12 protein-coding genes are annotated in these 12,232 nt (G+C 64.0%); 5 read left to right on the forward strand and 7 right to left on the reverse strand.

The window, feature by feature from the left end:
* Positions 1–164: 164 nt before the first annotated feature.
* The 6 genes from J7573_RS15910 to bioB all read right to left on the reverse strand — a co-directional run bounded on the left by J7573_RS15910 (position 165) and on the right by bioB (position 5,045).
* Positions 165–461, reverse strand: coding sequence for a hypothetical protein (locus J7573_RS15910; RefSeq protein WP_060512164.1), 297 nt, complete (start codon positions 459–461; stop codon positions 165–167).
* A 125-nt stretch (positions 462–586) separates the two neighbouring features.
* The gene (bioD, locus tag J7573_RS15915; protein ID WP_294337085.1) at positions 587–1,267 is read right to left on the reverse strand and encodes a dethiobiotin synthase; all 681 of its coding nucleotides are present in this window, start codon (positions 1,265–1,267) and stop codon (positions 587–589) included.
* Between the two features lie 10 nt (positions 1,268–1,277).
* Positions 1,278–2,096 (reverse strand): malonyl-ACP O-methyltransferase BioC, encoded by an 819-nt coding sequence (bioC, locus tag J7573_RS15920; RefSeq protein ID WP_294337087.1) that lies wholly within the window; start codon positions 2,094–2,096, stop codon positions 1,278–1,280.
* Positions 2,089–2,820, reverse strand: coding sequence for an alpha/beta fold hydrolase (locus J7573_RS15925; protein ID WP_294337089.1), 732 nt, complete (start codon positions 2,818–2,820; stop codon positions 2,089–2,091). Before J7573_RS15925 ends, bioC begins: the two co-directional genes overlap by 8 nt.
* A complete protein-coding gene (gene bioF / locus J7573_RS15930) occupies positions 2,813–3,985 on the reverse strand; it encodes an 8-amino-7-oxononanoate synthase (protein ID WP_294337091.1) in 1,173 nt (390 codons plus the stop codon). The genes J7573_RS15925 and bioF overlap by 8 nt, the downstream gene beginning before the upstream one ends.
* 1 nt (position 3,986) lies before the next feature.
* A complete protein-coding gene (bioB, locus tag J7573_RS15935) occupies positions 3,987–5,045 on the reverse strand; it encodes a biotin synthase BioB (RefSeq protein ID WP_294337093.1) in 1,059 nt (352 codons plus the stop codon).
* An 89-nt stretch (positions 5,046–5,134) separates the two neighbouring features.
* On the opposite strand from bioB, the gene J7573_RS15940 reads away from it, so the two are divergent.
* The 4 genes from J7573_RS15940 (at position 5,135) to rarD (ending at position 8,717) form a co-directional block, all read left to right on the forward strand.
* Positions 5,135–5,872: a ComF family protein gene (locus J7573_RS15940; protein ID WP_294337095.1), complete on the forward strand. Its 738-nt coding sequence runs from the start codon at positions 5,135–5,137 to the stop codon at positions 5,870–5,872.
* Between the two features lie 26 nt (positions 5,873–5,898).
* The gene (locus J7573_RS15945) at positions 5,899–6,663 is read left to right on the forward strand and encodes a TOBE domain-containing protein (protein WP_294337096.1); all 765 of its coding nucleotides are present in this window, start codon (positions 5,899–5,901) and stop codon (positions 6,661–6,663) included.
* A gap of 127 nt (positions 6,664–6,790) precedes the next feature.
* Entirely contained in the window at positions 6,791–7,765 is a 975-nt protein-coding gene (locus tag J7573_RS15950; protein ID WP_294337097.1) for a serine/threonine protein kinase, read from the forward strand.
* Between the two features lie 64 nt (positions 7,766–7,829).
* Positions 7,830–8,717 carry an EamA family transporter RarD gene (gene rarD / locus J7573_RS15955; protein WP_294337098.1) on the forward strand — a complete coding sequence of 296 codons (888 nt, stop codon included), beginning with the start codon at positions 7,830–7,832 and terminating at the stop codon, positions 8,715–8,717.
* 216 nt (positions 8,718–8,933) lie between these two features.
* Here the strand turns inward: rarD and J7573_RS15960 are convergent, their stop codons facing one another.
* The gene (locus tag J7573_RS15960; protein WP_110640003.1) at positions 8,934–9,452 is read right to left on the reverse strand and encodes an ACT domain-containing protein; all 519 of its coding nucleotides are present in this window, start codon (positions 9,450–9,452) and stop codon (positions 8,934–8,936) included.
* A gap of 451 nt (positions 9,453–9,903) precedes the next feature.
* Between J7573_RS15960 and J7573_RS15965 the strand changes: the two genes are divergently transcribed.
* A complete protein-coding gene (locus tag J7573_RS15965; RefSeq protein WP_294337101.1) occupies positions 9,904–12,081 on the forward strand; it encodes a malate synthase G in 2,178 nt (725 codons plus the stop codon).
* Positions 12,082–12,232: the final 151 nt, after the last annotated feature.

Genomic DNA, 12,232 nt, shown 5'->3' on the forward strand with positions numbered 1-12,232 from the left:
CGCGAAAGATGGCGTTTATGCCAACCCCAGAAAAAACAATGCCCCTGTGGGAGCGGGCTTGCCCGCGAAAGGGCCAGGGCAGGCAACAGAGCTGCCTGATCTGACGCATTCGCGGGCACGCCCGCTCCCACAGGGGCTGTGTATAACTCGGAGAAATTGGCCGATCAGGCGTAGGTGTCGATGAACCGTCCGAGCATTTCGTCGGAAGCCTTTGCCACCTTTGCGCCGAGTTCGACCTCGGTCTTGCCCAGGGCCAATTGCACGGTGCTGGTGGCCAGGTCCATCTGCTGGCTGCGGTCGACCCCACGCAGGCGCTCGGCCTGGAAGTCGCTGGACTGGCTGGTGGCGGCGCGCTCGACCGAGGCATTGGCGATCTGGCCGGCCGCCTGATCGACGCGGTTCTGGCCGTTGTAGATGGCGTTGAGGCCCGCGTAGTACGCGGTGCTGCCGGTGATTTCCATGTCAGGACTCCAATGACGCTGGATGTGAACAGGGCCAATTAAAGCAGGCCAGGCGCGAAAAGGCCCGTTTAAATCCCTAATGGCCCAGTGCTACTTGATAGGCCATAGGCATACCTGCCAATCCCTCAATCCAGCAAGTCGAGTTGCAAATGCTCCGCCACGACATCTGCCGTGGCCTGCTTGAGCTTCGGCACCCGCCCCAGGCACGGCGCTGGCAAGCGCTCCGCCAGGCTGGCCAGGTTTTCCTCCAGCCGCGAAGTCCGTGGTTCGATGATATTCGCCACCCAGCCCGCCAGCTGCAGCCCGTCCCGGGCAATCGCCTCGGCACTGAGCAAAGCATGGTTGATGCAGCCCAGGCGCACCCCGACCACCAGAATCACCGGCAGCTTGAGGGCAATCGCCAGGTCCGACAGGTTGGCGTGGTTGGACAATGGCACGCGCCAACCGCCCGCACCTTCGACCAGGGTAAAGTCTGCCCCCTGGTCCAGCACATGGCGCATGGCCCTGGACAGCACGGGTACTTCCAGCGCAACACCCGCCTCCCGGGCAGCCACGTGCGGTGCAATGGCCGGCTCGAAGGCAAACGGGTTGACCTCTTCGTAGGCGAGCTTGACCGAGCTTTCGTCGATCAACGCCTGGGCATCACTGTTGCGCAGGCCTTTGGGCGTCATCGTGCAACCCGAAGCCACCGGCTTCGCGCCCAAGGTACTCAGCCCCTGCAACCGTGCCGCATGCAACAGCCCGGCGGCGATGGTGGTCTTGCCGACATCGGTGTCGGTCCCGGCGATGAAATAGGCCTGGCTCATGTCGCTCCTCTCATGCCTGTGGCTTGCGCAACACACCATAGACCACCTGATAGGTGGCGGGCAGCCCCTGGGGCTGGCGAAACGCTTCATAGGCCTGCAACAGGCCTTGCATGCGCGCACGACCGGTCAGGCCAGAAGGCCGCCCGGGGTTGAGATTGTGAGCGCCGAGCGCCTTGAGTTCGTGAGTCAGGCTGCGCACATCGGGGTAGTGCAGCACATGGGCCTGACGCTGCAGGCTGACCTGTGCGAGACCACTGGCCGCACACAGGCGCTGATAGTCTTCAAACCTGCGGAAGCGATTGACATGCACCATGCCATCCACCGCCTGCCAGCTGGCACGCAGTTCATCGAGGGTACCGACGCACAGGCTGCTGAACGCCAGCACGCCGCCTGGGCGCAGCACACGGCGGGCTTCTTCCAGCACGCTGGCGAACTGGCCGCACCACTGCACCGCCAGGCTAGTGAACACCAGGTCGACACAAGCATCCCCCAGCGGCAACCGTTCGGCATCACCGGCCACATGATAATGCGCCCCGCCGCGCTCATCGCGGGCATGTCGCAGCATGCCTTCGGCAATATCCACCGCAACACCGGTGGCCTGGGCGAAACGCTCGCCCAGCACTCGGCTGAAATGCCCCGTGCCACTGCCAAGGTCCAGCCAGCGCGTCGGTGCCACGCCATCCGGCAACTGGTCCAGCAGGCTCACGCCCACCGCACGCTGCAGGGCGGCAACGCTGTCATAGCTGGCGGCCGCACGGGAGAACGAGGCGGCCACCTGGCGCTTGTCCGGCAGCGCGCCGGGCAGGGTTGGACGGGAAAGGTCAGTCATCGCCACTCTCATGCAGGAAACTCTTGATGCCCGCCGCCAGCTCCTGTGGATACTCCAGCAGGAAAGCGTGGGAACTGTCTTCGACCAGGCCGACTTCCACGTCGGGCAGCAGCTCGCTCAGCGCTTTGGCCGCCTCGGCCGGCACCAGGGCATCGCTGCCGGCGAACAGGTGCAATTGCGGGCCGCCAAAGGCTTGCAGGGCCTCACGGGTATCGAGCCTGGCCAGCACTTCAAGGCCGGTGGCCAGGTACAGCGGGTCGGTGTCCGGCACGCCGACACCCAGTTGGCGCAGCAGCGTGCGAGGTTGCAGAGCACCATCGCTGCACAGGGTACGAAAGCGCTTGAGGGTCACCGAGGTGTGGCTGCGGCAACCGTCGAGAAACGTGCCGAAGGTGTCCTCGGCCATGCCGTGCGGCCAGTCGGCGCGGGCCACGAAACTGGGGTTGCTGCCCAACGTCAGCAGGCCGCAGCAGTGGTCGCCACGCTTGCGCGCCAGTTCGCTGGCGAGCATGCCGCCGAGCGACCAGCCACCCAGCCAGGTATCGCTGGGCAATTTGCGGTCAAGGTAGTCCACCCATGCCTGCACATCGCCATCGGCCAGTTCCGGCAGGGGCATCAGTTCGACCTGCAGACGTGCGTCCTGGGCCCGCAGGCTGGCGGCGAGCGGCTCGAGGGCGGCGGTGCCCAGCCCCCAGCCGGGAAGAAGGATCAAACGGTTACGCATCGGCGGCCTCCAGCTGTGGATAACACTCGGCCAATGCATTCAACAATAGCTGCACCTGCGCCTCGCTGTGCGCGGCGCTCAGGGTGACCCTCAGGCGGGCACTGCCGGCAGGCACGGTTGGCGGGCGGATGGCGGTCACCAGCAGGCCACGGTCACGCAGCATGCGCGACAACTTGAGGGCCTGGGCACTGTCGCCGATCAGGATCGGCTGGATCGGTGTCGGGCTGTCCATCAGCTGCAGGCCGATTTGCGAGGCGCCCTGACGGAACTGGCGAATCAGCGCAGCCAGGTGCTCGCGACGCCAGGTTTCGCGGCGCAGCAGCTCCAGGCTCTTGAGCGTGGCGCAGGCCAGCGCTGGTGGCTGGCTGGTGGTGTAGATGTAGGGCCGGGCGAACTGCACCAAGGCTTCGATCAGCTCTTCGCTGCCAGCGACGAAAGCGCCAGCCGTGCCACAGGCCTTGCCCAGGGTACCGATCAGTACCGGTACATCGTCGATGCTCAGGCCGAAGTGCTCGACGACACCGCCACCCTGCTCACCCAAGGTACCCAGGCCATGGGCGTCGTCGACCATCAGCCAGGCGCCGCGGGCACGGGCCACGGCGGCCAAAGCCGGCAGGTCGGCAAGGTCACCGTCCATGCTGAACACGCCGTCGGTGACCACCAGGGTGTTGCCGGTGGCCTTGCCCAGGCGGCTGGCGAGGCTGACGGGGTCGTTGTGCAGGTAGCGGCTGAAACGGGCACCACTGAGCAGCCCGCCATCGAGCAGCGACGCGTGGTTCAGGCGATCCTGCAGCACAGTGTCGCCCTGCCCCACCAGCGCGGTGATGGCGCCAAGGTTGGCCATGTAGCCTGTGGAAAACAGCAGCGCGCGCGGGCGGCCGGTCAGTTCTGCCAGCGCCTCTTCGACGGCATGGTGCGGCGCGCTGTGGCCGATCACCAGGTGCGAGGCCCCGCCACCGACACCCCAGCGCGCGGCGCCAGCCTGCCAGGCGGCGATCACTTCAGGGTGGTTGGCCAAGCCCAGGTAGTCATTGCTGCAGAAGGCCAGCAGGCGCTGGCCATCGACCACAACTTCCGGCCCCTGCGGGCTTTCCAGCAATGGCCGCTGCCGATACAGGTCTGCGGCGCGCCGTTCGGCCAGGCGCGCCGCCAGGTCAAAGGCCATTTCAGGCCGAGGCTGCGTCGTAGAACAGCTCGCTGCTGCGTTGCTCGACCAGGGCCTGCTCGATGGCTGCCTGGTGCACTTCGTCGGCATGCTCTTCGCGCGCTTCGGGCTGGATGCCCAGGCGGGCGAACAACTGCATGTCCTTGTCGGCCTGCGGGTTGGCGGTGGTCAGCAGTTTCTCGCCGTAGAAGATCGAGTTGGCGCCAGCCATGAAGGCCAGGGCCTGCATCTGCTCGTTCATCTGCTCGCGGCCGGCGGACAGCCGCACGTGCGACTTGGGCATGAGAATACGGGCGACGGCCAGCATGCGGATGAAGTCGAACGGGTCGACGTCCTCTTCCTCGGCCAGCGGGGTGCCGGCGACCTTGACCAGCATGTTGATCGGCACCGACTCCGGGTGCTCGGGCAGGTTGGCCAGCTGGATCAGCAGGCCGGCGCGGTCGTCCAGCGACTCGCCCATGCCCAGAATGCCGCCGGAGCAGATCTTCATCCCAGCATCGCGCACGTAGGCCAGGGTCTGCAGGCGTTCGCCGTAGGTACGGGTGGTGATGATGCTGCCGTAGAACTCAGGCGAGGTGTCGAGGTTGTGGTTGTAGTAGTCCAGGCCAGCCTGGGCCAGGGCCACGGTCTGCTCCTGGTCGAGCTTGCCGAGGGTCATGCAGGTTTCCAGGCCCATGGCCTTCACGCCTTTGACCATCTCCAGCACGTAGGGCATGTCCTTGGCCGACGGGTGCTTCCAGGCCGCACCCATGCAGAAGCGGGTGGAGCCGATGGCTTTGGCGCGAGCCGCTTCCTCGAGCACCTTCTGCACTTCCATCAGCTTCTGCTTTTCCAGCCCGGTGTTGTAGTGGCCGGACTGCGGACAATATTTGCAATCTTCCGGGCAGGCGCCGGTCTTGATCGACAGCAGCGTCGACACCTGTACGCGGTTCGGGTCGAAATGCGCGCGGTGCACGGTCTGCGCCTGGAACAGCAAGTCATTGAATGGCTGCTGGAACAGTGCCTTGACCTCAGGCAGGGACCAGTCGTGACGTGTTGTTGCAGTTGTGCTGGCGCTCATCGGCGTTTCCTTGTTTAGGCTGTAGCTGGCGCCGAGGCACAAGTGCCCGCCAGCGCATCACGGTTAGCTCGCATAGTCATGGAAGGCCTATGAACTGTCAACCTTGGTTAAAAACACTGGTTTACAAGTGTATAAATATTGAGCATTCCTGCTTGCTGTGCAGTGAACTTGCCGAACAGCACTACCCGCTGTGCGTCGCCTGCGAGCACGAACTGCCATGGCTCGATGAACATTGCCTGCGCTGCGCCCTGCCCTTGCCGATGGCCGGCCTGATCTGCGCCCAGTGCAGCCGTCGCCCGCCGGCTTTCGATCAGGTCATAGCGCCTTGGCACTATGGCTTCCCACTGGACACGCTGATCAGCCGTTTCAAGCACAACGGCCAATGGCCGCTAGGCCGGCTGATGGCCGAGATGCTCGGTCTCCAATTGCACCATCGCTATCTGGATGACCTGGCCAGGCCAGACCTGCTGTTGCCTGTTCCGCTGGCCCGGCGTCGACTGCGCGAGCGCGGTTTCAACCAGGCCGGCATGCTCGGGCGCTGGCTGTCGAAGGCACTGGCTATCGAATGTGATGAACAGTTGTTGCTGCGCACGCGTGAAACACCGGCACAACAGAGCCTGAACGCCCAGGCACGCCAGCGCAATCTGCGCCGGGCGTTCGCACTGGCCAGCGCGGCATCGCTCAAGGGCAGCCACGTTGCCGTGGTCGACGATGTGCTGACCACCGGGGCCACCGCGCAGGCTGTCGCGCAACTGCTGCGTGAGGCCGGCGCACGCAGGGTCGATGTGTATTGCCTGGCACGCACGGCAAAACCGGGGCAAGCTTGACAGGTCAGTTCCAGAAAGGCGCCACCATGTCCCTGCCCGCTCTCCTCACCCAGCACATCGCCCGCCGCCCACAGCGCATCGCCCTGCTCCAGCACATCGCCGAACAAGGCTCGATCACCCGCGCGGCCAAGGCTGCCGGCATCAGCTACAAGGCTGCCTGGGATGCGATCGATGAACTCAACAACCTGGCCAGCCAGCCCTTGGTCGAGCGCAGCACGGGCGGACGGGGCGGTGGTGGCGCAAGGCTCTCGGTAGAAGGCGAACGGGTGCTACGCCTGTACCAGAAAGTGCAGGCACTGCAGGCACAGATTCTCGAAGCGGCGGAAGAGTCCAGCGACCTCGACTTGCTGGGCCGCCTGATGCTGCGCACCAGTGCACGCAATCAGCTGCAGGGGCAGGTCAGCGGGTTGCGCAGGGAGGGCCGGCATGATCGGGTCAGCCTGGCGCTGGGCGGCGGGCTGGAGATCGACGCATTGATTACCCATGACAGCACGGCGCGGCTGGAACTGACACTGGGGGCCACGGTGATGGCGCTGCTCAAGGCCGGCTGGGTGCAGTTGCTGGGAGCGGAGGATGAAGCCGAGGCCGGCAGCAATGTGCTGAACGCCACCGTCGAAGAGGTATTGGCGGATGCACAGGGCGACAGCGAAGTGCGGCTGGCACTGGGCAATGGCCAGACGTTGTGTGCATTTGCCGAGGCCGGTTGGTTGGTCGAGCAGTCGATCAAAGCAGGAAGCAAAGTGAAGGTGCAGTTCCATCCTTCCTATGTATTGCTCGGGGTACCGGTTTAACCTGTGCCGGCCTCTTCGCGGGTTTATCGAGGCGTCGAACCGCCGCGAAAGGGCCAGCTCAGGCAACATCTGGGCAGGCCATGGAATGAGTTACCATGCCGACATGTCGCCCACCCCCGGAGCCCCCATGTCCCACCCCTTCGACACCCTCACCCCCGACCTGGTCCTGGACGCCGTGGAAAGCCTGGGTTTTCTCAGCGATGCCCGGGTCCTGGCGCTGAACAGCTACGAGAACCGTGTCTATCAGGTGGGCATCGAAGATTCGCAACCGTTGATCGCCAAGTTCTACCGCCCGGGCCGCTGGAGCGATGCGGCGATTCTCGAAGAACACCAGTTCACCGCCGAACTCGCCGACTGCGAAGTGCCTGTGGTCGCACCGCTGCAACACGGCGGCCAGACCCTGTTCGAGCACAAGGGCTTCCGCTTCACCCTATTCCCGCGCCGAGGCGGCCACGCCCCGGAGCCCGGCAACCTCGACCAGCTCTACCGCCTCGGCCAGTTGCTCGGCCGTCTGCACGCGGTTGCCGCAACCCGCCCGTTCGAACACCGCGAAACATTGGCAGTGGACAACTTCGGTCACGCTTCGCTGCAAACACTGCTGGAGGGCGATTTCGTCCCACGTGAGTTGCTGCCTGCGTTCGAGTCCGTAGCCCGCGAACTGCTCAAGCGGGTCGAGGATATCTACGCACGTACCCCGCATCATGTGATGCGCCTGCACGGCGATCTGCACCCTGGCAACCTGATGCATCGCGACGACGTCTATCACGTCGTAGACCTGGACGACTGCCGCATGGGCCCGGCCGTGCAGGACCTGTGGATGATGCTGGCTGGCAGCCGCGAAGAGCGCCTTGGCCAATTGGCCGAACTGATCGACGGCTACAACGAGTTCCACGACTTCGACCCACGCGAACTGCCACTGATCGAGCCCCTGCGCGCCCTGCGCCAGCTGCACCACAGCGCCTGGCTGGCACGGCGTTGGGATGATCCGGCGTTCCCGCGCAGCTTCCCCTGGTTTGGCCAACCGCGTTACTGGGGTGACCAGATCCTCGCCCTGCGCGAGCAGACGGCGGCACTGGACGAACAACCGTTGAAATTGTTCTAGATAGCCGCAAGGGTCTGTCTACAATAGGCGTCGCTGTATTTAGCTACCTAAGCAAGGATTCTGCATGCACGCCGCAAACCCGCGTCGCGGGTACATTCTTGGCCTGTCGGCCTACATCATCTGGGGTTTGTTCCCCCTGTATTTCAAAGCCATCCAGAGCGTTCCGGCGGTGGAGATCATCGTCCACCGGGTGCTCTGGTCCGCGTTGTTCGGCTCCCTGCTGCTACTGGTGTGGAAACACCCAGGCTGGTGGCGCGAGCTGCGCGACAACCCCCGCCGCCTGGCGATTCTGGCCCTGAGCGGTACGCTGATCGCTGCCAACTGGCTGACCTACGTGTGGTCGGTGAACAGCGGTCGCATGCTCGAAGCCAGCCTCGGCTACTACATCAACCCACTGGTCAATGTGCTGCTGGGCATGCTCCTGCTCGGAGAACGCCTGCGCCGCCTGCAATGGCTGGCCGTGGGCATGGCTGCAGTGGGCGTGGCGCAACAGGTGTGGCAGGTGGGTAGCCTGCCGTGGGTATCGCTGATGCTGGCATTGACCTTCGGCTTCTATGGGTTGATCCGCAAAAAGGCCCCAGTGGCAGCGCTCCCGGGGCTGGTGGTGGAAACCTGGATGCTGGTGCCCCTGGCGCTAGGCTGGTTGCTGCTGAACCCTACGGCGGTCAGTGCCCAGGGTGCGTTCTATACCAGCAGCGAAGCACTGTGGCTGATGGCAGCAGGCCCGGTGACGCTAGTGCCGTTGGTCTGCTTCAACGCCGCCGCCCGACACCTGCCTTATACCACCCTGGGCTTTCTGCAATACCTGGCGCCGACGCTGGTGCTGCTGCAGGCAGTGCTGCTTTTCGATGAGCATTTGTCTTCGAGCAGCCTGGTGGCCTTCATTTGTATCTGGGCGGGCCTGGCGCTCTACAGTGTCGATGCCTGGCTGAATCTGCGCAAGCGCGCCTGATCAAAAAACGATCAAAACTCTACAGGCCACGCCGTTCGTGGCCTGTAGCAACCTCTCCAAAGGTTATCCACACCCTCGTCCCCGTGCTTTGTGCACAAGCGACTGATTTCTGTACGTTTTTTGCTCAAACCTCGGGAAGGCCTGCCGTTCCTGGGCTAGCGAGGTGCGCCCCCAGGTTATCCACAGGGCCTTCCCCGTGAAATCGGGATAACCCGATCATTCCTCCGGCCGCAACTTCAACTCCACCATCAAGTCATCCGCCAGGCTTTCCAGCTTCTGTTGCAGGTCATCCAGCGACAAGGTCAACGGCAGCGCCAGCAGCGCGTCGGCATGGAACAGCGGCTCACTGCTCATCGGTGCCGGCCGCACTTCGGTGGTAAAGCGCTCCAGGTTCACCCCCTGATCCGCCAGCAGGCGGGTGATATCACGCACGATACCCGGGCGGTCATTGCCCACCAGCTCCATGGCAATGGGCTTCCAGGTACACGACGGCTCGATGCCGCTCTCGGCGATGAGCACGCGAATATCGTATTGCCCCAGCGCCTGCAGCGACTTCACCAGCTCGTCGTAGTTTTCCGCCGGCACCGCCACCCGCAGGATCCCGGCAAACTGCCCGGCCATCCGCGACATGCGGCTCTCCAGCCAGTTGCCGTTATGATCGGCGATGCACTGGGCAATGCGCTCGACCTGGCCGGCCTTGTCCGGGGCAATCACGGTCAGTACAAGATGATCCACAGGCCCTTCCTCTGCGTCGGGCCGCCCAAGGCGGCGAAAATACGGGGGATCGACTCAGTATAGGCAAGGCGCGGCAACCTGCCGCAGGGCAATCCGCACAAGCAATCGTGTACTGTTTCAAGATTTATCTGGAACAATCCACCGGTTTTTTGCGAACATACGTTCTCCCAGCGTGACCATACGCGACCAACCGGTCGCATAACGGCGCTTTTAGTCTGATTTTGCCTCGCCTACTGCTTCATGTAGTATCCCGTGGCGCGGACTACAAAACGTCGTTTGGATGTCTGCCAAGGCGCCTGTGAAAATACGCACACTGTCTGCCAGCCTGTCTGGCCGGCTGCACCCAGCCGCCCTCGGGTCTAGTCCGATGGCAAGCACTGGTACGTGTTTAGAGAAGCGCTACAGGCTTAATACAGAAGAGCGAAATAGCTGAGCAGAGGTGAGGCAAGCAATGACTGGATACGTTCAAGTCGGTGGCCTTCAGGTCGCCAAGGCCCTGTACGACTTCGTCAACAACGAAGCGATTCCTGGAACCGGCATCGAAGCCGAGAAGTTCTGGGCAGGGGCGGCAGAGATCATTAAAGACCTCGCTCCAAAGAACAAAGCCCTGCTCGCCAAGCGCGACGAGCTGCAAGCCAAGATCGACGCCTGGCACCAGGCACGCAAAGGCCAGGCACACGACGCCGTAGCCTACAAAGCATTCCTCCAGGAAATCGGCTACCTGCTGCCACAAGCCGACGATTTCCAGGCCACCACCCAGAACGTGGACGAAGAAATCGCCCACATGGCCGGCCCACAGCTGGTCGTCCCGGTGATGAACGCCCGTTTCGCCCTGAACGCCGCCAACGCCCGTTGGGGTTCGCTGTACGACGCCCTGTACGGCACCGACGTCATCAGCGATGAAGGTGGCGCCGAGAAAGGCCAGGGTTACAACAAGCTGCGTGGCAACAAGGTCATTGCCTTCGCCCGCGCCTTCCTCGACGAAGCCGCACCACTGGCGGCCGGCTCGCACGTCGACTCCACCGGCTATCGCATCGAAGGCGGCAAGCTGGTCGTCGCCCTGAAAGGCGGCAGCAACAGCGGCCTGCGTGATGACGCCCAACTGATCGGTTTCCATGGCGACGCCAAGGCGCCGACCGCCGTGCTGCTCAAGCACAACGGCCTGCACTTCGAGATTCAAGTGGACGCCAGCACGCCTGTCGGCAGCACCGATGCCGCCGGCGTCAAAGACATCCTGATGGAGTCGGCGCTGACCACCATCATGGACTGCGAAGACTCGGTCGCCGCCGTCGATGCCGATGACAAGGTCATCGTCTACCGCAACTGGCTGGGCCTGATGAAAGGCGACCTGGCCGAAAGCGTGAGCAAGGGTGGCAAGACCTTCACCCGCACCATGAACCCGGACCGCGAATACGCCGCGCCCAATGGCGGCAGCGTAACCCTGCACGGCCGTTCGCTGCTGTTCGTGCGCAACGTGGGTCACCTGATGACCAACCCGGCGATTCTCGATGCCCAGGGCAACGAAATCCCCGAAGGTATCCAGGATGGCCTGTTCACCAACCTGATCGCCCTGCACAACCTCAACGGCAACACCAGCCGCAAGAACACCCGCAGCGGCAGCGTGTACATCGTCAAGCCGAAGATGCACGGCCCGGAAGAAGTCGCCTTCGCCGCCGAGATCTTCAGCCGTGTCGAAGACCTGCTGGGCATGAAGCGCAACACCGTGAAGGTCGGCATCATGGACGAGGAGCGCCGTACCACGGTCAACCTGAAGTCCTGCATCAAGGCGGCCGCCGAGCGCGTGGTGTTCATCAACACCGGCTTCCTCGACCGCACCGGTGACGAAATCCACACCTCGATGGAAGCCGGCGCCGTGGTGCGCAAGGGCGCCATGAAGAACGAGAAGTGGATCGGCGCCTACGAGAACAACAACGTCGACGTAGGCCTGGCCACCGGCCTGCAAGGCCGTGCGCAGATCGGCAAGGGCATGTGGGCTATGCCTGACCTGATGGCCGCCATGCTCGAGCAGAAGATCGCTCACCCGCTGGCCGGCGCCAACACCGCCTGGGTACCGTCGCCGACCGCCGCCACCCTGCACGCCCTGCACTACCACAAGGTCGACGTACAAGCGCGTCAGCGCGAGCTGGCGTCGCGCACCCCAGCCTCGGTCGATGACATCCTGACCATCCCGCTGGCGGCCGATACCAACTGGTCGGCAGAAGAGATCCGCAACGAGCTGGACAACAACGCCCAGGGCATCCTCGGCTATGTCGTGCGCTGGATCGACCAGGGTGTGGGTTGCTCGAAGGTACCGGACATCAACGATGTCGGCCTGATGGAAGACCGCGCCACCCTGCGCATCTCGGCCCAGCTGCTGGCCAACTGGCTGCGCCATGGCGTGGTCAGCCAGGAGCAGGTGCTGGAAAGCCTCAAGCGCATGGCGGCAGTGGTCGACAAGCAGAACGCGGGTGACGCCCAGTACCGCCCGATGGCGCCGAACTTCGACGACAACGTCGCGTTCCAGGCGGCGATCGAGCTGGTTGTCGAAGGTGCCAAGCAGCCGAACGGCTACACCGAGCCAGTGCTGCACCGCCGCCGTCGCGAGTTCAAGGCGCGTAACGGGCTGTAATTGCACGGGGCCGCTTTGCGGCCCTTTCGCGACACAAGGCCGCTCCTACAGGGAAATGCGATCCCCTGTAGGAGCGGCCTTGTGTCGCGAAAGGGCCGCAAAGCGGCCCCGTGCAATTACAGCCCGTTACGCGCCTTGAACTCGCGACGGC

Origin of the sequence: Pseudomonas sp. (assembly GCF_017744435.1) — a bacterium.
Lineage (GTDB): Bacteria > Pseudomonadota > Gammaproteobacteria > Pseudomonadales > Pseudomonadaceae > Aquipseudomonas.

Bases quoted from the DNA above. Each gene is read 5' to 3' on its own strand.
- J7573_RS15940 (WP_294337095.1), top strand. From the start codon at position 5,135: ATGAACTGTCAACCTTGGTTAAAAACACTGGTTTACAAGTGTATAAAT.
- J7573_RS15910 (WP_060512164.1), bottom strand. From the start codon at position 461: ATGGAAATCACCGGCAGCACCGCGTACTACGCGGGCCTCAACGCCATC.
- bioB (WP_294337093.1), bottom strand. From the start codon at position 5,045: ATGAGCGCCAGCACAACTGCAACAACACGTCACGACTGGTCCCTGCCT.
- rarD (WP_294337098.1), top strand. From the start codon at position 7,830: ATGCACGCCGCAAACCCGCGTCGCGGGTACATTCTTGGCCTGTCGGCC.
- bioC (WP_294337087.1), bottom strand. From the start codon at position 2,096: ATGACTGACCTTTCCCGTCCAACCCTGCCCGGCGCGCTGCCGGACAAG.
- J7573_RS15965 (WP_294337101.1), top strand. From the start codon at position 9,904: ATGACTGGATACGTTCAAGTCGGTGGCCTTCAGGTCGCCAAGGCCCTG.
- J7573_RS15950 (WP_294337097.1), top strand. From the start codon at position 6,791: ATGTCCCACCCCTTCGACACCCTCACCCCCGACCTGGTCCTGGACGCC.
- bioD (WP_294337085.1), bottom strand. From the start codon at position 1,267: ATGAGCCAGGCCTATTTCATCGCCGGGACCGACACCGATGTCGGCAAG.
- bioF (WP_294337091.1), bottom strand. From the start codon at position 3,985: ATGGCCTTTGACCTGGCGGCGCGCCTGGCCGAACGGCGCGCCGCAGAC.
- J7573_RS15925 (WP_294337089.1), bottom strand. From the start codon at position 2,820: ATGCGTAACCGTTTGATCCTTCTTCCCGGCTGGGGGCTGGGCACCGCC.
- J7573_RS15945 (WP_294337096.1), top strand. From the start codon at position 5,899: ATGTCCCTGCCCGCTCTCCTCACCCAGCACATCGCCCGCCGCCCACAG.